26 protein-coding genes are annotated in these 24,896 nt (G+C 59.7%); 11 read left to right on the top strand and 15 right to left on the bottom strand.

The annotated features are described in order from the left end of the window. Positions 1-110 precede the first annotated feature (110 nt). Positions 111-473, bottom strand: coding sequence for a response regulator (locus ACIQJ2_RS09355; RefSeq protein WP_199147992.1), 363 nt, complete (start codon positions 471-473; stop codon positions 111-113). A gap of 202 nt (positions 474-675) precedes the next feature. Beyond that, positions 676-1,323, bottom strand: coding sequence for a histidine phosphotransferase ChpT (chpT, locus tag ACIQJ2_RS09350; protein WP_400669866.1), 648 nt, complete (start codon positions 1,321-1,323; stop codon positions 676-678). Positions 1,324-1,628: 305 nt separating this feature from the next. Here chpT and ACIQJ2_RS09345 point away from each other — a divergent pair, with 305 nt between their 5' ends. Together ACIQJ2_RS09345 and ACIQJ2_RS09340 are read left to right on the top strand one after the other, a co-directional pair. Continuing rightward, the gene (locus tag ACIQJ2_RS09345) at positions 1,629-2,243 is read left to right on the top strand and encodes a DUF1134 domain-containing protein (protein ID WP_400669863.1); all 615 of its coding nucleotides are present in this window, start codon (positions 1,629-1,631) and stop codon (positions 2,241-2,243) included. A gap of 184 nt (positions 2,244-2,427) precedes the next feature. Then, complete coding sequence (locus tag ACIQJ2_RS09340) at positions 2,428-3,621, top strand: hypothetical protein (protein WP_400669860.1); 1,194 nt, start codon at positions 2,428-2,430, stop codon at positions 3,619-3,621. A 17-nt stretch (positions 3,622-3,638) separates the two neighbouring features. Here ACIQJ2_RS09340 and ACIQJ2_RS09335 read toward each other — a convergent pair whose 3' ends face one another. Both ACIQJ2_RS09335 and ACIQJ2_RS09330 read right to left on the bottom strand, forming a co-directional pair. Then, positions 3,639-4,469 carry a TrmH family RNA methyltransferase gene (locus ACIQJ2_RS09335; RefSeq protein WP_400670255.1) on the bottom strand — a complete coding sequence of 277 codons (831 nt, stop codon included), beginning with the start codon at positions 4,467-4,469 and terminating at the stop codon, positions 3,639-3,641. 10 nt (positions 4,470-4,479) lie between these two features. After that, positions 4,480-4,857, bottom strand: a complete 378-nt coding sequence (locus ACIQJ2_RS09330) for a hypothetical protein (protein WP_199097647.1) — start codon at positions 4,855-4,857, stop codon at positions 4,480-4,482. A 50-nt stretch (positions 4,858-4,907) separates the two neighbouring features. Here ACIQJ2_RS09330 and ACIQJ2_RS09325 point away from each other — a divergent pair, with 50 nt between their 5' ends. Both ACIQJ2_RS09325 and rpoH read left to right on the top strand, forming a co-directional pair. Then, the gene (locus ACIQJ2_RS09325; protein WP_199147995.1) at positions 4,908-5,933 is read left to right on the top strand and encodes an RluA family pseudouridine synthase; all 1,026 of its coding nucleotides are present in this window, start codon (positions 4,908-4,910) and stop codon (positions 5,931-5,933) included. Between the two features lie 367 nt (positions 5,934-6,300). Further along, positions 6,301-7,209 carry an RNA polymerase sigma factor RpoH gene (gene rpoH / locus ACIQJ2_RS09320; RefSeq protein WP_199147996.1) on the top strand — a complete coding sequence of 303 codons (909 nt, stop codon included), beginning with the start codon at positions 6,301-6,303 and terminating at the stop codon, positions 7,207-7,209. A gap of 87 nt (positions 7,210-7,296) precedes the next feature. Here the strand turns inward: rpoH and ACIQJ2_RS09315 are convergent, their stop codons facing one another. The 3 genes from ACIQJ2_RS09315 to ACIQJ2_RS09305 all read right to left on the bottom strand — a co-directional run bounded on the left by ACIQJ2_RS09315 (position 7,297) and on the right by ACIQJ2_RS09305 (position 12,069). Further along, positions 7,297-9,690: a hypothetical protein gene (locus ACIQJ2_RS09315; protein ID WP_400669857.1), complete on the bottom strand. Its 2,394-nt coding sequence runs from the start codon at positions 9,688-9,690 to the stop codon at positions 7,297-7,299. A 61-nt stretch (positions 9,691-9,751) separates the two neighbouring features. Beyond that, a complete protein-coding gene (locus tag ACIQJ2_RS09310) occupies positions 9,752-11,047 on the bottom strand; it encodes an adenylosuccinate synthase (RefSeq protein WP_400669855.1) in 1,296 nt (431 codons plus the stop codon). A 167-nt stretch (positions 11,048-11,214) separates the two neighbouring features. After that, positions 11,215-12,069 carry a GNAT family N-acetyltransferase gene (locus tag ACIQJ2_RS09305; protein ID WP_400669852.1) on the bottom strand — a complete coding sequence of 285 codons (855 nt, stop codon included), beginning with the start codon at positions 12,067-12,069 and terminating at the stop codon, positions 11,215-11,217. A 327-nt stretch (positions 12,070-12,396) separates the two neighbouring features. Between ACIQJ2_RS09305 and ACIQJ2_RS09300 the strand changes: the two genes are divergently transcribed. Both ACIQJ2_RS09300 and ACIQJ2_RS09295 read left to right on the top strand, forming a co-directional pair. Further along, positions 12,397-13,719, top strand: coding sequence for a UDP-glucose dehydrogenase family protein (locus ACIQJ2_RS09300; protein ID WP_400669850.1), 1,323 nt, complete (start codon positions 12,397-12,399; stop codon positions 13,717-13,719). Between the two features lie 115 nt (positions 13,720-13,834). Beyond that, positions 13,835-14,839 carry an NAD-dependent epimerase gene (locus ACIQJ2_RS09295; protein WP_400669847.1) on the top strand — a complete coding sequence of 335 codons (1,005 nt, stop codon included), beginning with the start codon at positions 13,835-13,837 and terminating at the stop codon, positions 14,837-14,839. Positions 14,840-14,900: 61 nt separating this feature from the next. Here ACIQJ2_RS09295 and ACIQJ2_RS09290 read toward each other — a convergent pair whose 3' ends face one another. The 4 genes from ACIQJ2_RS09290 to ACIQJ2_RS09275 form a co-directional block, all read right to left on the bottom strand. Next, complete coding sequence (locus tag ACIQJ2_RS09290) at positions 14,901-15,629, bottom strand: class I SAM-dependent methyltransferase (protein ID WP_400669844.1); 729 nt, start codon at positions 15,627-15,629, stop codon at positions 14,901-14,903. Between the two features lie 127 nt (positions 15,630-15,756). Then, complete coding sequence (locus ACIQJ2_RS09285; protein WP_400669842.1) at positions 15,757-16,251, bottom strand: VOC family protein; 495 nt, start codon at positions 16,249-16,251, stop codon at positions 15,757-15,759. After that, on the bottom strand, positions 16,251-16,640 hold the full coding sequence (locus ACIQJ2_RS09280) for a RidA family protein (protein WP_400669839.1): 390 nt from the start codon (positions 16,638-16,640) through the stop codon (positions 16,251-16,253). The genes ACIQJ2_RS09285 and ACIQJ2_RS09280 overlap by 1 nt, the downstream gene beginning before the upstream one ends. Positions 16,641-16,700: 60 nt before the next feature. After that, entirely contained in the window at positions 16,701-17,630 is a 930-nt protein-coding gene (locus tag ACIQJ2_RS09275) for a DMT family transporter (protein WP_400669836.1), read from the bottom strand. A gap of 215 nt (positions 17,631-17,845) precedes the next feature. Between ACIQJ2_RS09275 and ACIQJ2_RS09270 the strand changes: the two genes are divergently transcribed. Continuing rightward, positions 17,846-18,271, top strand: coding sequence for a hypothetical protein (locus tag ACIQJ2_RS09270; RefSeq protein WP_400669833.1), 426 nt, complete (start codon positions 17,846-17,848; stop codon positions 18,269-18,271). A gap of 51 nt (positions 18,272-18,322) precedes the next feature. Here the strand turns inward: ACIQJ2_RS09270 and ACIQJ2_RS09265 are convergent, their stop codons facing one another. From ACIQJ2_RS09265 to ACIQJ2_RS09250, 4 genes are all read right to left on the bottom strand, one after another. Beyond that, entirely contained in the window at positions 18,323-18,934 is a 612-nt protein-coding gene (locus ACIQJ2_RS09265; RefSeq protein ID WP_400669831.1) for an alpha/beta hydrolase, read from the bottom strand. A 14-nt stretch (positions 18,935-18,948) separates the two neighbouring features. Next, a complete protein-coding gene (locus ACIQJ2_RS09260; RefSeq protein WP_400669828.1) occupies positions 18,949-19,881 on the bottom strand; it encodes a VOC family protein in 933 nt (310 codons plus the stop codon). 166 nt (positions 19,882-20,047) lie between these two features. After that, complete coding sequence (ung, locus tag ACIQJ2_RS09255) at positions 20,048-20,749, bottom strand: uracil-DNA glycosylase (RefSeq protein WP_400669826.1); 702 nt, start codon at positions 20,747-20,749, stop codon at positions 20,048-20,050. Positions 20,750-20,836: 87 nt separating this feature from the next. Beyond that, positions 20,837-21,694 carry an inner membrane-spanning protein YciB gene (locus ACIQJ2_RS09250; RefSeq protein ID WP_400746512.1) on the bottom strand — a complete coding sequence of 286 codons (858 nt, stop codon included), beginning with the start codon at positions 21,692-21,694 and terminating at the stop codon, positions 20,837-20,839. Positions 21,695-21,747: 53 nt separating this feature from the next. Between ACIQJ2_RS09250 and ACIQJ2_RS09245 the strand changes: the two genes are divergently transcribed. The 4 genes from ACIQJ2_RS09245 (at position 21,748) to ACIQJ2_RS09230 (ending at position 24,804) form a co-directional block, all read left to right on the top strand. Beyond that, the gene (locus ACIQJ2_RS09245; protein WP_400669822.1) at positions 21,748-22,287 is read left to right on the top strand and encodes an AAA family ATPase; all 540 of its coding nucleotides are present in this window, start codon (positions 21,748-21,750) and stop codon (positions 22,285-22,287) included. Positions 22,288-22,418: 131 nt separating this feature from the next. Continuing rightward, positions 22,419-23,234, top strand: coding sequence for an SDR family oxidoreductase (locus tag ACIQJ2_RS09240; RefSeq protein ID WP_400669820.1), 816 nt, complete (start codon positions 22,419-22,421; stop codon positions 23,232-23,234). Positions 23,235-23,365: 131 nt separating this feature from the next. Beyond that, complete coding sequence (locus ACIQJ2_RS09235) at positions 23,366-24,346, top strand: AraC family transcriptional regulator ligand-binding domain-containing protein (RefSeq protein WP_400669817.1); 981 nt, start codon at positions 23,366-23,368, stop codon at positions 24,344-24,346. Positions 24,347-24,450: 104 nt separating this feature from the next. After that, entirely contained in the window at positions 24,451-24,804 is a 354-nt protein-coding gene (locus tag ACIQJ2_RS09230; protein ID WP_400669814.1) for a hypothetical protein, read from the top strand. The last annotated feature ends 92 nt before the right edge of the window (positions 24,805-24,896 follow it).

Raw genomic sequence — 24,896 nt, 5'->3', positions numbered from 1 at the left:
GCATGATTTTGTCCTCAAATCGATTCCGATTTAAGGAATCATGCAGCAACGACAAAATAAAAGCCGCCCCAAAAGGACGGCCGGCATTGCATCGATGATGTTCTCTAAGATCAGGCCGCGACGGCGCGATTGCCGAATATGGCCGTCAGGATCTTGCGATCGAAAGGCTTCAGCAAAAAGTCCGTGGCGCCTGCCCGCTTCCCTGCCATCAGCTTGCGCAAGTCTGCTTCAACGACACAATAATAGATCTTAACGTCCTTGCCGTTGGGCATGGCGCGGATGTTGGTGATGAGCTCAAGCGCGCCTTCCATGCCTGCATCGACGATCAGGTAATCCGGGATCTCGGCCTGGCAGCGCATCAGTGCTTCCTGGGCATCGCCTGCTTCACTGACGAGGAAATCCAGCTCGGACAGGATTCGCTTGCCGACCTTGCGTACGACATCCGAAGCATCCGTTATCATGAACCGCTGCATCTAGAACTCCCTGGCACCATCAGCCGTCGTTGAACGGCGACATCAAATTGGAACGATAGGACCAGCATGCTAAGGATTCGTTACCGCTACATTATCAATTGCGCGGACAACCATAAGATTTATGTCGATGGCTTTACGCCAAATGATAAGCCCGCGGCCATGATCTGGCTGCGGGCCGAAAACCGCAAATGCGGCGATCCGTCTACTCGGTCGGTATCTGCGCGATGAAGGTCAACAATTCCGGCGTTGCGTTGTAGGAGAGCTCCATACCGCTCTCATCCGCCAGCAACACCGTGTAATAGGGCTGGATCGAATGGGCATCGACCGCCTCTTCGAGAGTGCCGGAGCAGATCTCGGCGAATTTCGGCGGCACGCGCATCAACCGCCCCTTGGCCGTGATGGTGAACTTGGCATCAAGCTCGGGATTTTCCAGCGTCACCTCGATATTGCCGCCACGCGGGATCGCGCCATAAGCGACCAGGAAGAGATTGAGCAGCAGCTTGACGCGGTTCTTGGCAATGATCGCGCGCGGGCCAACCCAGCTGACTTCGGTCTTCTTCTCCGCAGCGGCGAAATCCTTCGCTGCACGTTCGGCCTCACCGGTATCGATCGACGCGCCGACCGAGCCGGAGGCACCGAAAGCGAGACGGGCGAATTTCAGGCGGACGGAGGCATTGAGCGCGCTGGTGCGGATCAGATCCATGGCATCGGCGTCGGCACCACCCTCGTCGAGCAGCTCCAGGCCATTATTGATCGCTCCGACCGGCGAGATCACATCATGGCAAACGCGGCTGCAAAGCAGCGCGGCCAGATCCGGTCCGGTCAGAGTGAGGTTTGGATTCTTCGACATTCATTGTCTCCTGAATGCTGACAAGGCGAAACGCGGTAGAGTCGACGTTGCCATAGCAAAGTTGCCCGAGGATTGTCACAGGCGCTGTATCGAGCGCCATAATGACACCATATTTGGTAAACCGATTGTTAAGACCATCGACGCAAAATGCATTCATCACCATCAGACCTTTTCGCACGCGAATCGTCCTGCGATGGATGGGCGCAACGGTCTGAAGGAGGAGGCGAACCATATGTGGCGCAATCAGTCGAGTGCGACCCACATCTGCCCCCTTTCGCACCGACCATGATGAACGGATGACTTTCATGCGCTATGAATTCCTGAAGAGAATGCCAAGCCCCGGCACTAGGACGCTCGGCCTCGGCCTGATCCTGGCCATCGCTGCATTCGTGAGTTTCGCATTGCCGGTCCGTCAGGCCGCTGCTGCCGCGCCCAACAATCATTATACGGCCCAGGAAATAGTCGATGCCGGCCATTCCTTCTTCGGCTCCGCCAGCGGCGGCCTGGCCAAAGTGGTCGAGCGAGCCTTCCAGCAGTACGGCCTGCCGAATGGCTACATTCTCGGACAGGAAGGCTCGGGCGCGTTTCTCGCCGGCCTGACCTATGGCGAAGGCCAGCTGAATACCAAGAATGCCGGCGAGCACTCGCTTTATTGGCAGGGCCCGTCGCTCGGCTTCGACTATGGCGGTCAGGGCACCCGCGTCATGATGCTGGTCTACGATCTGCCGAGCATCGACAGCGTCTACACCCGCTTTGGCGGCGTCAGTGGCCAGGCCTTCGTTGTGGCCGGGTTCGGTATGACCGTCCTCAAGAACAACAACGTCGTGCTTGTTCCTATCCGCACCGGCCTTGGCGCACGCCTCGGCGTCAATATGGGTTACCTCAAGGTTACGCCAAACCCGACATGGAATCCCTTCTGAGCTTGATTTAATATCCACTCCCAGGCAGCCGCAGCATTGGCCCGCTCAGATTGCGGGCCTTTTCTTTCAGTAGATCCGGCCCTCGCCGGTAAACCATATCCGATTTAAAAGCTTGCCCGTGTACCCAGCCCATGATTATTCATTTCATCGAGATCGAAAATAACCCCAGGATACTGGCCGCGTCGTGATTCAATTTGCTCTTTTGTTCGGATTGGGCTTTCTGACGGCCGCACTTTTGGTCTTTCTCATTGCGCCGGCAATCCATCGCCGTATCGTCTGGTTCACCGAAAAGCGCCTGAAGGCCACCATGCCGTTGAGCCCCCAGGAGGTGCGGGCGCAGAAGGACATGGCACGCGCCCTCTTCGCCGCCGAAAACGCCAGAACCGAACAGGCCCTGACGCAGGAACGCGACAAGACCGTTGCGTTGCAGATCCACAATGGCAAGCTGCAGCAGGAAGCGAGCCGGCTCGTCAGCGGCAATACCGAGCTTCAGACGCGCATTGACGATCTCGAGGTCGAAGCGGGCGAACTGCGCTCGCGCCTGCGCCACGAGGAGAGCTACATAAGCCAATTGAAGTCAGGCATTCATACCGCGGAGCAGGTGAGTGCCGAGAAAGAAGCCGATATCGACGGCCTGCGCAAGCGGATGACGAAGATGGCGGCCGATGCGGATAATCTCAAGATCGACCTTGCAACCCGCGAAACCGAAATCGAAAGCCTGAAGCTTCGCATCAATACTTTGCGGGATGAACGCGATACGCTTCGCCAGGATCTGAGCGCTGCAAGCTTGCGCGCGGCGGAGGCCGAGCAATCGCTTCACCAGGAAGGCGACAAGAACAAGCGGCTGGAAGAGCGGCTGGATCGCGAGATCGCCGGCAACGCCGACAAGGAAACTGCGATCGCGCGACACGCTCAAGACGTTGCCCGCCTGAAGGAACGCCTGGAAGCCGCCGTCAAGGAGTCGAGGGAAACCAGCAAGGTTTTGCGCGCCGCCGGCATCAACCCACCAAAGAAACCTGCTAAGACACCGAAATTGTCCGCCGTCTCGATCATAAAAGATACCGCAGACAATCAGACGAACGCAGCCGAGCCGGAACGAACAGTGGAAGACGACATCGCGCAAATGACGGAAGAAGTCCGCAATCGAGCCGCCGCCCTCTCCGACCGGCTGGTAAAGGCGCGCTCGCCGGCGCATGAGGATGCCATGCGCGAGGAGATTGCGACGATCGCCGCCAACATGGTGGCATTGACGGCCCTCAAGGAAGGCAGCACTTCGCCCATAATCGATCTTCTATCGAAAGATAAAGGCCCCGCCGAAGCAGGCTCGCGCGTCAGCCTTGCCGACAGAGTGGCCGCATTGCTGCCAAAACATCCGTAACGGATAAGCTATCGCCCTCAGATCCGTTTGATCCGCGCGGCCATCTCGAAAAGCGCAATACCGCTGGCCGTTGCAACATTCAGGCTGTCCAGACCGGGAGCCTGCGGAATGCGCACGCTGCCGAAAGTGGATAGAATGCTATGAGGCAGCCCATCCCCCTCCGTGCCGACGACGAGCGCCATACGTTCGCACGCAGGCACATCGCGAATATCGACCTTTCCTTGCGGAGACAGGCTCCAGATGGCAAAGCCGCGATCGGCCATTGCCGCCAACAGGCCAAGGTCACTCGATTGACGGCAATAGGGTAGCGTCAGGATCGAACCGACAGAGACACGCAGCGCCTTGCGATAGAGCGGGTCGCAGCAGCTCTCGTCAAGCAGAACCGCATCGGCCCCGAAGGCCGCCGCGTTGCGGAACATCGAGCCCATATTATCGTGGTTGGAGATACCGCAGCCGGCAAGCACGAGCGCCTGTTGCGGCAAGCGATCGAGAAAGACGCCAAGTTCGATCTCGCGTCTGCGGCGACCGAGCGCCAGAACGCCGCGATGCAGATGAAACCCGACGATTCCATCGAGCACCTCCGAGGTCGCCACGTAGACCGGAACATCGGTGGGAAACGCATCGATGATATCGCTCAGTCCGGAAACGCGGTTCCTGAGCAGCAGCACTTTTTCCGCGACGAAATCCCCGCTCGCAGCATGAGCGCCCGCAAGGAGCCGCAGCACGACCGTCCCCTCGGCAATGAAGCGGCTTTCGCGGCCGGTCAGGTCGCGTTCACGGATATCCCGGAACTCGGCGATACGGGGATCGTCGGGATGCCTGATCTCGATGAGCCGGTCGCTCGTCATCATCATGCCGTCAGTTCGACAGGGATATGGTCGTCACGATGCGGCCAATGGCGTAATCGAAGATGATGGCCTGCCGCTGGCCGCTGGCGAGCGTGCCGTAGAACAGCACCTGATTTCCCGAGAGCGCCGTGGACTGGACGGTGAAGCCGGCAGGCAACAGCGCCTGAACGGCAGCGGGAGCATCCGAAGGAATATTGGAGGTCGTCTGGCTCGCCGGCTTTGCCGGTTGCTTCATCGTCTTGTAGACAACGGCGCCGAAGACAGCCATAAGGCTCACCACCATGACAGCCGCAGAGACGATCTGCAGGCGGATCATCTTGCGTCGGACTTTCTCCAGGGCCGGATCGAGGGGCTTTTCCTCTTGATCGTCTGGCTCGAGATTCGTCATCGATGCGTCCTTACTGATTGAGAGCGCCGTTGAGCGCCGGAGAAATACGTTTGAGCGACCCCTTTAAAGAAGCCGCGGACAATAGAAAAGTCCTAACCGCTGACGAAAATGCCGAAGGACGGCTCGATGCGTGGCTGACGGCCCAGTTCGACAAGGAATTTTCCCGCAATCGCGTGCAAGCGATGATCAAGGAAGGAGCCGTGCTGCTCAATGGCGAAGCGGTCACCGACGCCAAACGCAAGGTGCGCTCCGGCGATACCTACGAGATCACGCTTCCCGAGCCCGAGGACCCGACGCCACTCGGCGAGGACATTCCACTCGACGTGCTCTACGAAGACGATGACATCATCGTCATCTCCAAGCCTGCCGGACTTGTCGTCCACCCCGCCGCCGGCAATTGGACGGGCACTCTGGTCAACGCGCTGATCCATCATTGCGGCGACAGCCTTTCCGGCATCGGCGGCGTACGCCGGCCGGGCATCGTCCACCGGCTGGACAAGGACACGACCGGCGTCATGGTCGTGGCCAAGAACGATATCGCTCACCGTCACCTGTCGCTGCAATTTGCCGATCACGGCAGAACGACATCGCTGGAGCGCGCCTATCAGGCGATCGTCTGGGGCCGTCCACGCCAGCTCATCGGCACCATCGACGCGCCGTTGGGACGCTCGAGCACCGACCGCACGCGCCGTGCGGTCAAGCGGCCCACGTCGCAGGATGCCGACGAGGCTATCACGCACTACGAAGTGCTGGAGCGCTTTCACGAAGGGCCCGATGCAACCGCCCTCGCCTCGCTGGTCGACTGCCACCTCGAAACCGGCCGGACGCATCAGATCCGCGTGCACATGGCGCATATCGGCCATCCGCTGCTGGGCGATGGCGTCTATGGCGGTGGCTTCAAGACCAAGGCCAATCTCCTGCCGGAGGCGGCAAAGCAGGTCGTGAACCGCTTCACTCGCCAGGCGCTCCATGCCTACATGCTGCAGTTCGAACACCCCCGAACCGGCGAGATCATGCACTTCGAAGCGCCACTGCCCGACGACCTGGCGGAGTTGGCGGAAGCCCTGCGGGCCTAGCCCCGCAGTGAACCTCGCCAGCTGGACGCATCTGCCCTAACGCCCTATAATAAGGGCGTTAGGACCGGAGTCCGGTGAGCATTCCCTTACCGAAAACGCCGATGCGTTTTTGGAAGTAGACACGATTGGGGATGACTGTGCCGGAGCATTCGGGAGGATAATCCCAAGGGCGGCATTACGGCGGGACCGGTGGTCACGCTGCTATAACACTTGCGTGACCACATCCTTGAATCACGGTTTCGCCGTACTTATCTCTATGTTGGTTAAGTGCGGGGTCCCAGGACCCGTACGCCTTGGTCCGCTTCGCAGAAGGCGCGCAAATACGCCCCCAGAAGGAACCAAATCTCGAATAGGAGGGTGCACAATCATGGCCCGTAATACCTTACCGTCCATTGCTGCCGGAGAAGCCGGCCTCAATCGTTATCTGGACGAGATCCGCAAGTTCCCGATGCTGGAACCGCAGGAAGAGTACATGCTCGCCAAGCGCTATGCGGAACATGCCGACCGTCAGGCCGCGCACAGGCTCGTCACCAGCCATCTGCGCCTTGTGGCGAAGATCGCCATGGGTTACCGCGGCTACGGCCTGCCAATCGGCGAAGTCGTTTCGGAAGGCAATGTCGGCCTGATGCAGGCCGTGAAGAAGTTCGACCCGGAACGTGGCTTCCGTCTGGCGACCTACGCCATGTGGTGGATCAAGGCCTCGATCCAGGAATACATCCTGCGCTCGTGGTCGCTCGTTAAGATGGGCACCACCGCCAATCAGAAGCGCCTGTTCTTCAACCTGCGCCGCCTGAAGGGCCGTATCCAGGCCATCGACGATGGCGACCTGAAGCCGGAACACGTCACCGAGATCGCCACCAAGCTGAACGTCTCGGAGGAAGAGGTCATTTCGATGAACCGCCGCCTTTCCGGCGACGCTTCGCTGAATGCACCGATCAAGGCTTCCGAAGGCGATTCCGGCCAGTGGCAGGATTGGCTCGTTGACGACCATGACAGCCAGGAAGACGTGCTGATCGAACAGGACGAGCTTGACACGCGTCGCCGCATGCTGGCTCGCGCCATGGGTGTCCTGAACGATCGCGAACGACGTATCTTCGAGGCTCGCCGCCTGGCGGAAGATCCGGTAACGCTGGAAGACCTCTCGGCCGAATTCGACATCAGCCGCGAACGTGTCCGCCAGATCGAAGTCCGTGCCTTCGAAAAGGTTCAGGAAGCCGTGCAAAAGGATGCACTGGAGCGTGCCAAGGCGCTCCGCGTTGTCGAAGCGACGGCGTAACGCTTCCGCTCAACACATTTGAGCGATCGAATAGAAAAAGGCGGGCCGCAAAGCCCGCCTTTTGCATGTCTATTGATTGCGTGACGCCTATTGGCCGCTGGAGGCGACCCCGCCCAGAGCCTGCCATTCGGCAATCGCCTTGTTGAAGGCGTCCGTGCCGGTCTGGCCCTTCTCCATCGTCAGCAACGCACGACGGCCGTTGCGATAGACGACCGGAATATCGATCCAGTTGCGGCTTTTCAGAAGATCCAGATTGGTCTTGCGCGCATCCGGAAAATCGTTGAGCGCCACCATATAGACATCGTCGGTAACCTTGGCAGGCACCGCGATGAGAGCATCACCGCGATCCTGCTCGGTCGCCTTCAGTGCGACACGCTGGACGTTGTCGATCGCTCCACCCTCGAAATTCGGGGGCACCTGGAAGGCAAGCTCGATCAGATGGCTGGCCGGAAGCGAGGGATCACCGTTTCGCGAAACGGTGATCGTCGCCGCGAGGCCCCGCTCGGGAACGCTGATAAGACCCTGGACGGAAGGCTCAGGCCGGCCGTCGGCACCCTTGCCCTCCTGCAGCGACCAAGTGACCGTACCCTGGAAAGCCGTCGGCGACGTCTGACCCAGACGCTCTTCATAAAGGAAGACTTTCTGCCCGTCGGCAACCGGAGCAGTCTGCTGAGCAGCGGCAGGCGGTTGCGTTGCAGCTGCCGGCTGCGGCTGACTGGTCGCAGGCGTCTGTGTCTGCTGGTTCGCTGGAACCGGAGCATTGGTGGCAGGTGTCTGAGCCTGCGGCGCAGCCGTAGTGTTTGCGGGCGGCGTTGCCGTTGCAGCAGCCGGCGGCGTGCCCGTGGCAGCCGGCGCAGCAGAAGCGACGTTCTGCTCGGCGACGGACTTGCCTTCGACCACACCCGGCTGACCGTTTGCCGCCGGGCCTTCATCCTCTTCCGAGCCGTTTGACAAGAGGCGCTGCGTGAACTTCGTATTGACCGTATTCGGATCGCTGTTCAGCGAGGCGACATCGGTGTTGCCAGCTCCGGCCGGCTTGGTAGCGGCTGCGCTGCTCTGCGGCGGCGTAGCTGCCGGCTGAGTTGGAGCGGCCGCAGGGGTGCTGCTGGCAGTGTTCTTGCTTGCGGCATCCGAGGCAGGTGGCGTGGAAGTGCTCTTCGGTGCGGAGCTGACGAGCTTCGTCACCATATTGTTGAGTGCGTCGCGGTTCAGCCATGCTGCATAGCCACCACCGCCAACAACCGCGAGGCCGACAAGCGTCAGGATTACGCCGGTAACGTTGAAACGGCGGCGCTTCGGCTCCATCCGGAAGCTCTTGCCCTGCAGCTTCGCCGCCATCGCCTGGTCCAGATCGGGCGGAACGGAGGAGGAGCCACCGCGATCGTCTTCCGCACGCTTGTCGAAACCGGCAAGTTCCTTGAGCTCGCGCCAACCGTCATTGCTCGTGTCCGCGTTGGGTTCGACCTTGCGGCTTGGATGCACGTCGGCGAAAAGATCGACATCCTCGAAAGCGTTATCCGGCATCTGCCGGGCGGGCTGCACCGGTTGAGAGGCGGCCGGCAGCGGCTGCATCTCTTCGAACACGTCCGCATCCCAGGCAAAGCCGGTATTGGCTGCCGGCGCTTTCGCCTGTTCCGCCGGGGGCACCGGATGCCCGAATGGCGTATCGGCAAAAGCAGCAGCCGGCATGGAGGGTTCATCACGATGCGGAGCCGCCGGTTCGGGCACAGGCTGGCGGGTCGGTGCGTCGACCTCAGCCCAAATCTGCTCCACCTGATTTATGACGTCATCAACCGGCGTTATCGCAATCTGAGGTGCAGGAGCTGCGTGGATAGGTTCGGCGGCAACCGGCGGCGCCTCTTCGGCATGGTGCCGGGGCTCTTCGTGATAAACCGAAGGCTCTTCATGAACCGGCTCGTGGGTCGGTTCCTCGGGAACGGCAGCATGGTGCTCGGCAACGGCATGTTGCTCTGCCGGTGCATGATGCTCTTCCTGATAAGGCTCGCTCCATTCTTCCGCACGCGCATGTTCATGCGACCGATCGGGCTCGGAATAGACGGCCGGCTCTTCATGGACGAGTTCTTCATGAACCGGCTGAGGAGCGCTTGGCTCCTCATGGGCACGAACCTCGGCGGGAACCGGTTCCTGCTCGTGTGCCTCGGGCTCTCGATGAGCCTCCACTTCGGCGTGATGCTGCTCGACGGGTTCGGGCGCAGCCTCGTGATGCACGACAGGTGCTGCAGCGACAGGCTCTTCCGCCGCCGGCATCGCCTCTGCATGTTCGGCCTCAACCTCGACGATCGCGGCCTCTAGCTTGTCGAGCTGACGGCGGAGCATTTCCTCAGGCGGGCGCGGCTTCATACTCTCAAGCTGCCGTTGAACGGCACCACGAGCCCGATCGTAAACCTTGACCCGCATCTCGGGAGTATTGTCCGTCAGGCCGTCAACGGCCCGTCGAATGACTGCTACAAAATCCGCCATCAGCACTTTCTCATGATGCCCGGCGAGCGGCCAGGCCGGGATTCGTCATAGGTTTATGAGTTTAGCCCTCAAAGGGGTCCGTCACAAGTATGGTGTCCTCGCGCTCCGGGCTGGTCGAAAGCATGGCAACCGGCGCACCGATCAGCTCTTCCACCTGACGCACATACTTGATTGCCTGAGCCGGCAGATCGGCCCATTTGCGGGCGCCGACGGTCGATTCCTTCCACCCTTCGAGCGTGATGTAGATTGGCTCGACGCGGGCCTGGGCTGCCTGGCTGGCCGGCAGATAGTCGATTTCCTTGCCATCGAGCTTGTAGCCGATGCAGATCTTCAGCTCATCGAGACCATCGAGAACGTCGAGCTTGGTGAGCGCGATACCGGTGATGCCCGAGGTCTTAACCGTCTGGCGCACCAGCACGGCATCGAACCAGCCGCAGCGGCGCGGACGGCCGGTATTGACGCCGACTTCGCGACCGACGGTCGACAGATGCTTACCGATCTCGTCATGCAGTTCGCACGGGAACGGGCCTTCGCCGACGCGCGTCGTATAGGCCTTGGTAATCCCAAGTACATAACCAAGCGCGGTCGGCCCGAGACCGGAGCCGGCCGCGGCCTGACCTGCAACCGTATTGGACGAGGTCACGAAGGGATACGTGCCATGATCATTGTCCAGCAACGCGCCCTGCGCACCTTCGAAAAGAATGCGGGCGCCGGCCTTGCGCTGCTCGTCGAGCAGGCGCCAGACCTGATCGATATAAGGCAGGATGTGCTCGGCGACGGAGGTCAGCTCGTGATGCAGAGCATCGAAGGAAATTTCGCTCAGACCCATGCCGCGACGCAGGGCATTATGATGGGTCAGAAGCCGATCGATCTTGGTAGGCAGCGTTTCAGGCTCGGTCAGATCGACGACGCGGATGGCACGGCGGCCGACCTTGTCCTCATAGGCCGGACCAATGCCGCGGCGTGTCGTGCCGATCTTCGTGCCGCTGTTGGAGGCCGCATCTTCGCGCAACGCGTCGAGATCGCGATGCAGCGACAGGATCAGCGGCGCGTTTTCGGCGATGCGCAACACATCAGGCGTAACGGCGATGCCCTGGGCACGCAGCTTTTCGACTTCTGCGACGAAATGATGGGGATCAACGACGACGCCATTGCCGATGACGCTCAGCTTGCCGCGCACGAGGCCGGAAGGCAGCAGTGCGAGCTTGTAGCTGACACCATCGACGACGAGCGTATGACCAGCATTGTGCCCGCCCTGAAAGCGTACAATCACGTCGGCGCGCTCTGAAAGCCAGTCGACAATCTTGCCTTTGCCTTCATCGCCCCACTGTGAACCGATCACTACAACGTTCGTCATTTCTCAATTCCCGCTTCCTGCGCACGGAGACGCGCCTTGCTCAAACCCGCGCATCTATAAAGCTTTGTTTTTGGGAAAGCGACCCTGTTGTCTCAGGAGATTCAGCTTTTTGCATGACGAATCAGCATGTCCAACAGGATTTTTCCTGCAGGACGGCCGCAGAAGAGCTAGCCGAGTTCGAGCGTGGTGATGCCAAATACACGATCGAGCGGCGTTTCCGGCGCCTTGCCGCGATACATGCGGGCGGTTTCGAACACCGGTGTCAGACCGCATTCTTCCGCAAGTTCGATAGCCTGCACATTGTCGACCGGCACATCCAGATAGACCGGCCCGCCCTTGGCCTCCGCCAGCAACCGCGCCAGCAAGACACGCGCTACGTCCGGCTTGTTGGCGAATAGCGGACCGATCTTGTAGCCATGGAAACAGCGCCGAATGGTGCCATAACCCCGCACGCGGCTACCACCGCCGACGATGAAGGTTTTGCGCCGTTCCGGTACGCCGCACCATGCCCTTATGAAGGAATGACGCAGACCGGGGAAAATCCCGGCGTCATAGTGGACCAGCCCGTCAAGCTTGCCATGGGTGAGCGGCGCGACCTGCGCAGCCTGATCTCCAACCTCGGGTATCCTGGCAATGCCGGCATAGCGAAGCGTGCGATAGGCCGTCTCGAAACCGTGCTTGCGATAGTATTCCTGCTGCGCGACAACGCCGTCCAGCCCGACAATACGATTGCCGGCGAGCGCCATACCCTTGTTCCAGAGCAGCTTGCCATAGCCCTTGCCGCGAAATTCCGGATGCAGCATGTAAAGGCCAAGAAAGGCAAAGCTTTCGCCATAACGGACGACGGAGATACAGCCAACCGGCACCTCCCCCATCGCCGCGACGAGGAAGCCGGAGGGATCCGCCTCCCAGAAGGCCGGTGCATCATCGACGCCGGGATTCCACCCCTCTTGCCGAGCCCATTCTAAAGCGAGCTCCAATTCCCCGGCCCGCATTGTACGCACGGCAAAAGACGACTTCATGCAACAGTCCCGAACAACCCAATAATGCTCGTCCCCACGCGGAACGATTGCGCGCGATTCATCATGTGGCAACATGACGACATTCACAAGCGACAGCCAATGATAGACTTAAAGTACAAAGGCTTCGTTTCATTTTGGGTCTGGGTAATTGCATCAGGAGAATAGCAGGGTGCAAACAGGCTCCCGTGGCACCTACACCGCAATTGTCGCGGCTGAGACATCGCATATAGGCAGCACCGGCGATCCTGTGTATAAGCGCGAGCGATCGCCAATGCCGGCTTCGCGTCTTATCGCTGGATCCGGCGCCAGCAAGAGGATTGAAGTTTCATGCGCATCACGATGATCGGCTCGGGATATGTGGGGCTCGTATCCGGCGTCTGCTTCGCCGATTTCGGCCATGACGTCATCTGCGTCGACAAGGACGCAAACAAGATCGAGGCACTGCAACGCGGTGAGATCCCGATTTTCGAACCGGGATTGGACCATCTCGTTGCGGACAATGTTCGCGCCGGCCGCCTCTCCTTCACCACGGATGTGGAGGCGAGCGTTGCCGACAGCGACGTCGTGTTCATCGCGGTCGGAACGCCTTCAAGGCGCGGTGACGGCCATGCCGACCTCTCCTACGTTTATGCCGCTGCCCGCGAAATCGCCGAGCACGTCAAGGGCTTCACCGTTATCGTCACGAAATCGACGGTGCCCGTCGGCACCGGCGACGAGGTCGAACGCATCGTCCGCGAGACCAATCCGGAAGCCGATGTCGCAATCGTGTCCAATCCGGAATTCCTGCGTGAAGGCGCGGCCATCGAAGACTTCAAGCGGCCGGATCGCATCGTCATCGGCCTCAATGACGACCGCGCCCGCGGCGTCATGACGGAAGTCTATCGGCCGCTTTACCTCAACCAGGCGCCGCTGCTCTTCACCTCCCGTCGCACCTCCGAACTGATCAAATACGCGGCCAATGCCTTCCTTGCCATGAAGATTACCTTCATCAACGAGATGGCAGATCTTTGCGAGAAGGTCGGCGCCAACGTGCAGGAGGTATCGCGCGGCATCGGCCTCGACGGTCGCATCGGCTCGAAGTTCCTGCATGCCGGTCCGGGTTATGGCGGCTCCTGCTTCCCGAAGGACACGCTGGCGCTCGCCAAGACAGCGCAGGATTACGACAGCCCCGTGCGGTTGATCGAGACGACTGTGTCGATCAATGACAACCGCAAGCGCGCCATGGGCCGCAAGGTGATCGCCGCCATGGGCGGCGACATCAGAGGCAAGACGATCGCAGTCCTCGGCCTGACCTTCAAGCCCAATACCGACGACATGCGCGACAGTCCGGCGATAACGATCATTCAGACGCTGCAGGATGCCGGTGCAACGGTGACGGGTTACGATCCCGAAGGCATGGAGAATGCCCGACAGGTGATCGACAACATCGCCTATGCCGAAGACGCCTATGGCGCCGCGCGCAATGCCGATGCGCTGGTGATCGTAACGGAATGGAACCAGTTCCGTGCGCTTGACTTTGCCCGGCTCAAATCCGTCATGAAGGCCCCGGTTCTCGTCGATTTGAGAAACATCTATCGCCATGACGAGGTCGCCAAGCACGGCTTTACCTATACGAGCATTGGCAGACCCTCGAGCGACGCTACGCTCTAAGGCGTTTCCACCTCTCCCTTGGAGGCGGAAACTCTGACTCCTGTTGTTTTCTACGTATTTCCAACGGAAACCGCTGCGCCCTTTTCCTGGAAATGCTTCAAGCAAAGGCCGATCAATGCGCTATCTCATCACCGGCACTGCCGGCTTCATCGGATTCCATCTTGCCAGGCGCCTGCTGGACGAGGGTCATTTCGTCGTCGGTTTTGACGGTATGACGCCCTATTACGACGTCAAGCTCAAGGAGAAGCGCACGGCTATCCTCGCACGCTCGAACGGCTTCAAGTTCGTGACCGGCATGCTCGAGGACAAGGCGGCGCTGGATCATGCGGCAGAACTGGCCGAGCCTGATGTGATCGTCCACCTCGCCGCACAGGCCGGCGTGCGCTACAGCCTCGAAAATCCGCGTTCCTACGTCGATTCGAACGTCACCGGCTCGTTCAACGTGCTGGAGCTGGCGAGAAATCTGCAGCCGAAGCATCTTTTGCTGGCATCCACGTCCTCCGTCTATGGCGCCAACGAAAAGATCCCGTTTGCCGAAAGCGACAAGGCCGACGAGCAGATGACGATCTATGCGGCGACCAAGAAGGGCATGGAGCTGATGGCGCACAGCTATGCCCATCTCTTCAACGTGCCGACAACAGCCTTCCGCTTCTTCACGGTCTATGGTCCCTGGGGCCGTCCGGACATGGCGCTCTTCAAGTTCGTCGACGCCATCCGCAACGACAGACCGATCGAAATCTACGGCGAAGGCAAGATGAGCCGCGATTTCACCTATATCGACGATCTCGTCGAAGGCATCGTTCGCTTGATTGGCGTCGTCCCCTCGGAGGAAAACCGGGTAGTATCGGACACGGTGATCGACACCCTGTCGAAGAACGCTCCGTTCCGCGTCGTCAATATCGGCGGCGGTCAGCCCGTGGGGTTGATGACCTTCGTCGAAACCATCGAGACGATGCTCGGCAAGAAGGCGGTCCGCAAGATGCTGCCAATGCAGCCCGGCGACGTGCACAACACCTATGCGGTACCGGATCTGCTGGTGGCATTGACCGGCTTCAAGCCACACATCGAAGTCGACGAAGGCGTTCGCCGCTTTGTCGAATGGTATCAGGAAAACTACTGACGGCAACCGACCATTCGGTCGGGTGAAAGATCCCGGCCGAATATGCACATTCTCCCCACCATCAGGTTCGGGTCGAAATCAGCAGGAACATTGGCCGCTCGCGCTCAATCACCCAGTCCGGATGCGCGGCAAGATCTTCGTCGCTTGGCGACCATTCCTCAACATGCGCGATGGCAAAGCCCGACCTGATCAGCGAGTTGAGCGTAGTCCCCATGGTTCGATGCTGCTTGACCACGCCTTCAGCGAGCCAATTCGTCAGCCTCTTTCCTTCGATCTGGTAGCCATTGAGCGGCCAAGTCTTCCCGCCATCTTCTTCGGTCAACCATTCCGGCTGCCGCGGCGCCATATAGATCGGATGCTCGATCGAGAAGATCAGCCGGCCACCTGGTTTCAAAGCTTTCCGAATAGTCGCCAGGAGTCCGGCAAAATCTTCGATATAATGGAAGGCCAGCGAGCTGTAGGCGAGGTCGAAGCTTGCCTTGGGAAGCTGGAGCTTCTCAAGGTCCGCCCTGTCGTAGCGGACGCATGAATCGGCCGTCTCTGCGCAGGCACGCGCGAGCATCTTGTCGGATACGTCAAGACCAAGCACACTGGCCGCACCCTGTTCGGCGGCCCAGCGGCAGAACCATCCGAAACCACAGCCGAGATCGACGACATCGAGGCCATGCAGATCGGGCAACATGGCACGTATGGCCGGCCACTCCGCTGCCCCCGCCAGGCCGGAGACCGATCGCTGAAGCCGGCTATAACCTTCGAAAAAGCCCGGATCGTCATAAATATTCTGGGTCATAACAGTCTCCTACACTCTCTGTAGCCAGTCTGCGGCCACATAGACAACATCGCTGAAATCTCCCCCGCATAAGACATGACGAAGCTTGCCAAAAGTCGGATGGGGGAGTTCCGACTGTTTATGTCTTTCAAACAGTCGCCTTCGGCCGCGACAACCATTGCGAATAGGGTTTCACCCCAAAGCTCACATCCGCAGCATCCTCAAGCACATGGATGAACTCGATGGAATGTCCATCGGGATCGGAAAAATACTGAGAAACCGCCGGCATCCAGCCGACGACGACCGGTTCGTCCATCGGCTCGCCATTGAAACCTTTCGGTTGAACGCCGTGAGCCGTCAATGCGGCAGCAGATGCAACAACACCTTCCAGGCTGGTCCTGAGCGCGATGTGGAGACGCATGCGAAGAGGAGCGCTTCCCGTCTCCCAAAGACCGAGCATGCTCTTCTTCTCACCGTCGGTCCAAAGGAAAGCGACCTGCCTGCTTTCTATGACCGTCGCCACTTCGAGCCTCAGGATGTCACGATAGAATTCGAGCGAACGCCGAAGATTGGAAACCGTCAGATGGGTCTCGAACAGGCCCAATATGGCGGGCATTTGCGGGTTAGGCTTATCCGTTGCCATCACAGCACCTTCGCCGCCATGACCTCGACCTCGACCAGAAACTCCGCACGATTGAAGCCGCTGACGATCAGCAGCGTGGAAACCGGCTTCGGGTCCAGCGTGTAACGATCGCGAACGGCGATGTAGGCCGGCATGTCCTCGCGCGTCGTGACAAAACCGCCGATGCGGATCACATCGGTAAAGCTCATGCCGGCGTCTTCGAGAATGGCCCCGATCGCCTTGAAGCACATTTCGGCCTGCGAGGTGACGTCCGGCGGAATGCGGTCGTCGAGACCGATACCGACCTGGCCGGACACGACGAGAAGGCTGGCGCCCGGAGGCACCAGAATCCCGTGATTGTAGTTGGTGAAGGGGCGTCTGACAGACGGCGGATTGAATATCTTGTTCATCGATATCGACTCCTCGTGATTGGTCGATTTCAGCATTTTGGGATTGGGCCGACAAGCGGTTCAATGCGTCTTTGCTGAAGTAACCACCCTATTGCGCCGAACCTCCAGAAGGATATGGCCGAAAAGCGCGGCAAGAACGATTGGTCCGCCGATCAGCGTCGCAGTCGAAGGGCGCTCGGCAAAGACCATCCAGACCCACAGCGGCGTCAACGGCACTTCGAGCGCCGTCAGCAGCGCCGCATCCGAGGCTGGGACGAGCCGCGAGCCGAACGTGTAAAGGCTGAGGCCCATCGCATTCTGAACGATGCCGAAGGCGATGATCAGGCCGAGATCCTGCCCCGAGATCGAAAGCGGGGAAGCGAACCAGAAGGTAGTGAAGGAGCACAGCCACGCCGACAGGGCCATCGCCGGCAGCATCGGCACATTGCGATGCTGCCGCATGATGACGGCAAGTGCCGCAACCGTCAGCGTCATGACGGCGGCTAGGCCTTTACCAAGCCAGCTGCCGCCGTCGCTCGCATGCCCGGACAACATGACGAGAACACCGATAAAGGCGATGCCGCTCGCAATCAGCGTCCTTACATTCGGGCGTTCGCCGATGAAGAGAAAGGCGACGCCCGCGGTCACGAAGGGCACGGTGGCATAGATGACCATGGCGTCGGCAACCGACGTATAATAAATCGAGCCGATACCGCTGATCATCGACGCGGTGGAAAAGATCGTCGCTGCCAGCGAGGGGCCGCGCATGGAGCGCAGGATGCGAAAAGCGTTGCGGCGCTCGATATAGAAAAACAGCGCGAACACGCCGAGGCCGGAGACGATGCCGCGGCAGAAAAGGATGGTCATCAGGTCAGCACTGATCGCTCGCACGAAGAGGCCTGAAGTCGACCAAGCCAGCGCGGAGAGCGCCACATAGGTCACGCCCAGCCTATATTGTTGCTGTTCCGCCAGCGTCACCATCTGTACCCCCATCGCATTGGGCCAGATCATTAGCGAGTAGCAATGATGCTCACAAGCAGAGCCTGCGCCGCGACATGTCGCCATTGCCGGAAGATGACAAGGGTTGCAGGAAGGCCACGCTTCCGGTCCCGGCAGTTGAAGATTGGCGGGATCTTGCCGTCTCGAATGCGACATGGTCCACATTGATCTTGCAGATATTCTCCGCCGCACTACGGTCTGCTCTGTTTCGATCGAGGGAGAATCAGTTGCGTCTGCTGTCAGCCACTTTGTTCGCGTGCGGCTGCGTCAGCTTGGTCGACGGTCCCCTATGGCCGCCAGCCGAGACCTATGTCGATACCACGGTGCTGTGCAGCCAAAGCAGCAACCCCGCCCGATGCCAGCATACGCGCGACCAGTGGAAAGCGGAGTATGAGGAGGCGATCGCGGGAGGATATCGAGCGCAGAAACACGTTGCCCTGTGCCTGAGCACCGGCTGCGACGAGGCGATCCAGCCCGACAAGGTGCTCGGCTGCGCCTGGCGCATGGTGATTGCCGAAGTCAAGCATGCTCAGCCCGACACCATGGATTTCACCAACCTCAACCGCTTCTGCGGAACGGACTATCTCGACGAGAAGGGAAAGCTCGCGGCCGCCTCGCAGGCGCAGGCGATGCTGCGGCAGATCGGCAAATAGCCGGCCGCAGAACAGCTTGCGACTGCTCCGCGGCCGGCATATCGGTCGACTTTATGCGTAAAGTGCAAGGAAAGTGCGGATGGCCTCGATTTCATTGGGCCTGATATCGTGGCCGCCCGGATGCCAGTCGAGCGTTACCTGTGCGTCCTGCCGGACGAAGTAATCGGCGAGTGCCTGTGTGATCGGCGCGGGCGCGATCGGATCTCGTTCGCCGGCGGTGATCAGCACACGCCTGCCCTGCAGCCGGCCATTGTCCTTCGGCTGAAACGGAATAAGCGGGTGCATCAGGACGGCGGCATCAAAGAGATCGCCGTGCTCGATCAGCACGTTGGCAAGAATATTGGCGCCATTGGAGAAACCAAGGCCAATCACCTGCGACACCCCATATTCCGCCGCGAGACCCGAGACGTAATTCGCCATCTTTTCCGTTGCCCGGGCAAGGTCGGCCATATCATAGACGCCCTCGCCCGTCCGCCGGAAGAAGCGCGCGGCCCCATGTTCCGAGACATCGCCGCGCGGCGATACGATGGTCGCTTCCGGCAGCAGCCGGGCAGCAAAATCGAAGAACTGGTTCTCGTCGCCGCCGGTGCCATGGAACGTGAAGAAAATCGGCTTTCCGGATGCACCGGCCTTCAGCCGGTGCACATAGCTCGTGTCAGTCATAATCCTTCCTCCGATTAGCCTTCCAGCGGCTCCAGATGTTGCTCGATCAGACCGCGCAGATGCGCATGCTGTTCGGGCAGTTTCAGCGCTTCGCCAAGATGAGCCGTGTCCTCATCGCGGTCGAAGCCAGGTTCATTGGTGGCAACTTCGAACAGCACGCCGCCCGGCGTACGGAAGTAAATCGCCCAGAAATAGTCGCGGTCGATGACCGGTGTGACCTGATAGCCCGTATCCATCAGCGCCTTGCGCACTTCGAGCTGCTTTGCGCGGTTCTCGACGGCGAAGGCAACATGGTGGACGGAACCAGCACCCGGAAGCGCCCGGTTGATGTTCGGCATAGTCTCGAGGTCGACGTAGTCGGCACCGTTGCCGCCGGGAATGGCCAGCCGCTTGATGCCTTCATGCGTATCGACAACTTCGTAGCCCATGTACTTCAACAATTCGGCCGTAGCACCCTCGTCCCGCAGACGCATGGCAACGGAATGGAAGCCACGGATCGCATGCGCGGCATCGATGCCGCCATGCGTCCAGGGCAGACGCTTGTCATCCTTGACCTCGACAAGAGCGAAACCATCGCCGTCAGGGCCGGCGAAGTGCAGACGCTTCTGGCCGAAGGATTCGTCCGCCTTCAGGCCTTCGACGCCATGCTGGCCAAGACGCTCGGTCCAATAACCAATCGCACCTTCCGGTACGGAGTAGACGGTATTGCCGACCTCGCCGGTACCCGGACGACCGCGTGCCATCTTCGGGAATGGGAAGTAGGTCATGATCGTGCCGGGCGTGCCGATCTCGTCACCATAGTAGAGGTGATAGACATCGGGAGCGTCGAAATTCACCGTCTTCTTGACGCGGCGCAGGCCTAGCGTGTCCGTGAAGAACTTGTTGTTGGTGCGGGCATCTTCCGCCATCGAGGTAACGTGGTGAAGACCTTTGATCTGATTGAGCATCTTAAACCCCTTGTCTCGCCTGCACCGGCAGGCGTTTCTCATGGGCAGAAGATGGTCTCAGGAGCCGCGTTCCGATAGCCCTCAATAGCCAAACGGATTGTCTTCAATAAGTGAACGATAAATTTTCATCGTTCACTGATACGCCAAAAAGCGAGACGGCAATGCCTTACTGCGCTTCGGGATTGCTCGGCAGCGACCAGTCGATCGGCTCCCGGCCCTGCTCCGTCAAATAGGCATTGGCCTTGGAGAAATGCCGGCAACCGAGGAAGCCGTTATGGGCCGACAGCGGCGAGGGATGCACGGATTTCAAGACGAGATGGCGCTCCGTATCGACGAAAGCTGCCTTCTTCTGCGCATAGGAACCCCAGAGCATGAAGACGACGCCATCGCACTCGTCGTTGACCTTGCGGATGACAGCATCGGTAAAGCGCTCCCAGCCCTTGCCCTGATGTGAAGCAGCCTGCGATTCCTCTACCGTCAGCACACTGTTGAGCAGAAGTACGCCCTGCTTCGCCCAGCTTTCCAGAAAGCCATGCCGGGCCGGCGGGATGCCGAGATCGGCCTCCAGCTCCTTGTAGATATTGACCAGCGACGGCGGAATGCGCACGCCGGGACGCACGCTGAAGCAAAGCCCATGCGCCTGCCCGCTGCCATGATAGGGATCCTGTCCGAGAATGACCACCTGCACCTCATCAAGCGGCGTCAGGTCCAGTGCCCGAAAATACTCGCTGCCGCGAGGAAAGATCACCTTGCCGCGCTGCTTCTCCTCAACGAGGAAAGCCTTGAGTTCGTCCATGTATGGACTGGCAAACTCCGGCGACAATGCCTCTTTCCAGCTTTCCTCAAGCCTGATGTTCGCTTCCGCCATTGGTCATGCCTCCATCTTCGTCAGCCGTTCGATTGACGGCGAAAGTGCCGGCAAGTCAAGGAAAGGCCTATCATTGCAGCGTCCAGATCACAGCTTTCCGGCGGCAGTCGTTGCGGACAACGGCGATTGCACCCTTTCCCCTGTCGAGATTAGCAGAGCATCGCGTTCCGCCTCGGGCATTCCACGCAGGCGTCGCAGCACCGTGAGGCGTATCGCAGCAAAGCCGGCCAGCATCAACACCACCTTGCTGCAGGTAGCAAAGACCGGCATGACGAACACCCATGTGGATACGTCAAAGACAATAGCAATGAACGCATTGAGTGCAGCCGACAAGAACATCAGGCCAGCCCAGGCAAAGCCCACATAGGTCGCAACGTCGGGCGCAACCGTGCGTGCAATCGCCGGCAGATACCGGTTTATCCAGCCTGCCTTCAGCATCGCGGCGCCCACAACCGCATAGATGATGCTCGGCTTGAACAGCACGAAATGCGGATCATCCGTCAGCAGCGTCGCCGTGCCAGCGGCAACAACCAGAAAAAGGCTAAGCCATTCCATGATTACGATAGGCTTGCCGCGGATGAACTGGACTCCGATCTGGAGAAGACCAAAGGCAATCGCCAGACATGTCGCCAGCATGACGTTGTCCGTCAACGACAGCAGAATGGCAAAAAACAGGCTGGAGGCGACATCGGCAAGCAACAGCCTGGCCGCATTGAAAAAGCTTCTCACTGCACCCTGGCTCTCATTTCTATACTGGTTGAATTCATAGAGCGGGGGATTGTCACGATCAAGGATATCAACTGGATCATCCTCGACATGGCGAACGGAGCCACGCTTGGGATCTGATGCCGAGCAGCCCCTCTTCCGGCCGTTCTCCAGCTCGATATCCGACCTTCGACGCCATCGACGGTCGATGGCAGCGGCACCCTTGCAGATCGTTGACAACCGAACCTACTTCAGCCAATGGAGGCCATTCCAACTTTTCGACCGGTGCCCCTATGCTTCCCTTGCATTCCCTTGGCGAGCGCATCGTCGTACTCGGCCCTTCCAATGCTGGCAAATCAACCCTCGCGGTTGCACTCTCCAGAAAGCTCTGCTTCCCAACCGTCCATCTCGATCAATTGCACCACCTGCCCTATACGGATTGGCAGCAGCGCCCCGAGGCAGAATTCGCAGCCCTCCACGATGCGGCGATCCTGGGCGAACAGTGGATCATGGAGGGCAACTACACGCGCCTGATGCCGCAGCGCCTGGCGCGCGCGACCGGCGCCATCCTGATAACCTCGAACCACTGGCTGCGCTTCACCCGCTACCTCAAGCGGACGCTTCTCAACAGCTCGAACCGAGCCGGGCATCTCGAAGGAGCCAAGGACAGCATCAAATGGGAGATGGTTCAGTGGATCCTTGTCAAAACCCGTGACAGCGGCGCCAAATATGCAAAAATCCTCCAGGCATCGGAGTTGCCGATGGTGGAATGCCATACGGCACAGGCCCTCAATAGCCTCTACCGGACCTGGGATTTGCCGGCCCGGCGATAGTGGAGTGCGAGGGCTGAAAAGACAGCGCCGGAAATCGTTGGCGTCATCCGATAGTCGTTTGGCATGTCTTGCCAGTGCAAGCGGTACGTTTCGCTCGTAGCTTGGGGTTCATCACCACCAAGGAGCACCCAATGACCAAGACCATTCTCATCACCGGCACGTCCAGCGGCCTCGGCCGCGCAACCGCAAAACTCTTCCACCGGCACGGCTGGAATGTCATCGCCACCATGCGCTCGCCGGAGCAGGAAACAGAGCTGACGAAGCTCGACAATCTGCTGGTAACGCGCCTGGACGTTCAGGACGCGGCCTCGATCCGCTCGGCAATTGATGCAGGGCTGGAGAAATTCGGACGCGTCGACGCGCTTGTGAACAATGCTGGCTATGGTGCCTATGGCCCGCTCGAGGTCACGCCTTTCGAGAAGATCCGCCGCCAGTTCGATGTCAACGTGCTCGGCATGTTCGCGGTGACCCAGGCCCTGTTACCGCATTTCCGCGCCAACCGCAGCGGCACCATCGTCAACATCTCGTCGATCGGCGGCCGCATGGCTTTCCCGTTCGGCTCACTCTACCATGGTACGAAGTTCGCCGTGGAGGGCCTGTCGGAAGCATTGCAATATGAGCTTGCACCGCTTGGCATCGCCGTCAAACTCATCGAACCGGGTGGCATCAAGACGGATTTCGGCGGCCGCTCCTTCGATTTCACCAATGATGAGAACATCACCGAATACCAGCCCCTCATCCAGTCGCTATTCCGCTTTTTTGGTCCGATGATGGAAAACGCCTCCGAGCCGGAGCTGATCGCCGATGTCATATACGGAGCGACAATGGACGAGACCCATCGGCTTCGCTACGCTGCAGGCGCCGATGCGGTTCAGTTGATCGGAACGCGCGATGCCACGGACGACGCCACTTTCTTCGACGGCATGAAGGCACAGTTCGGGCTTTGATCGCCACCTAATCGCTCCGTTGGGTTCGCCAGACGGAGCGATGGACAACCCGGTCCGACACCTACTAAACCATGTTCCTGAATTGGTACGCGGCGGTTTCGCCCGGAATGCGGAAACCTCTAGGATTTCTCATGCAAACCCCGACCTACGCTCTCGATACGACATGGCGCACCCTGCTCGCAGATCTTGGGATCTCGCCTGCAAATGTGCTGCGTCGCGCCGGGCTCCCCGACGATCTGCTGCATCAGCCTTCGGTGCGGCTAGAACCGGAGGCTTATTATCGCCTTTGGCGGGGTGCTGAGCAGGAGATGGGCGATCCGCTCTTTCCGATCCGGGTATGCCAAGCCGTGCGCAGTGAGTCCTTCTCCCCGCCGTTGTTTGCGGCCTTGTGCAGCCCAAATCTACTTGTGGCAGCACAGCGCATCGCCAAATACAAGACACTCATCGGTCCCATGCAGATGCTTCTACGCGAGGAAGGCGACTGGATGACCATCGCACTCGTCTGGCAGGACGGTCCTTTGCGCACGCCGGCGTCGCTGGTGATGATGGAACTGCTGTTCTGCGTCACTCTTGCTCGAATCGGTACCAGAGAGATGATCCGGCCGATAGAAGTAACCACGACCGAGCTTCCGTCGCCGCTGGCGCCTTACGAGGATTTCCTGGGCGGCCGCCTACACCGCGGCCCCCATCACGCGATCAAATTCGCAAAGTCCGATGCCATCCTCCCGTTTCTGACATCGAACGAGCCTCTCTGGGCCGCGTTCGAGCCTGATCTTCGCCAGCGTCTCGCCGATCTCGACGCTTCGGTGACCGTTGCGATACGGGTCAAAGCCGCCCTTCACGAAGGCATACCCAGCGGCCTGACGACCATGGATGCGATCGCTAGCAAACTGGCGGTGAGCAAACGCACACTCCAGCGCCGCATCGAAGCCGAAGGTACGAGCTTTCAGGAATTGGACGGGAAAAACCCCCGACAGCATCAGGCAAAGCCCCTAAGGAAGCAGGTCGGCCAACCGTCGAGTGCCGTAGGCCAGGGTGGCGCAATAGCCTTTATAAGGTGTGGAATCTGCCGGACAGACGGCAGGGAGATGATTGCGACGATTCGCGCCTGACAATCCAGCTCGGCAAAACTTTTCTCCGCCAACCCAAAGTAGGCATAATCTCGTGGCAATCGCCAATCTTCACAAATGAGATATTCAGCTAGGAGATGCATGCGATGAGCGAGAGCTGCCCTATTCCGACGCCGGATCAGAAACAGTATGGAGACATCCAGGAGCGGGCCGAACGGGCTATGCTGGCAACGATCTATCAAGCGCTCGAGCATGCCAGCGAACAGGCGGCTTACGAGCTGAAATCCATTGGATCACAGGAACAGCCTCCGGCTTACGAGTACTTTGCGGCAGTCGCCCATCAGAAGCTTTTCCTTCTTCTATGCGGCGCCGATCCTGAAACGTTTATGGGTGGGAATCCTGATATCGCCGCAAGCATCATCGCCAACAATCAGAAGATATCAGACCATTATTGGACCAACAGGGATGGCGGCCAAAACACGGGACAGTCTTCGAAGTGATCGCGGGGGCAGCCTTGATGAAAACCATAAGATATAGCCCGGCTCGGCCAAATAAGTGCATGGCGAGCGGGTAGCATTCCCGGTACCCGGCT

The organism is Rhizobium sp. NPDC092011, assembly GCF_044756305.1.
Taxonomy (GTDB): domain Bacteria; phylum Pseudomonadota; class Alphaproteobacteria; order Rhizobiales; family Rhizobiaceae; genus Rhizobium.
This window is presented reverse-complemented; position numbering and strand designations above follow the sequence as displayed.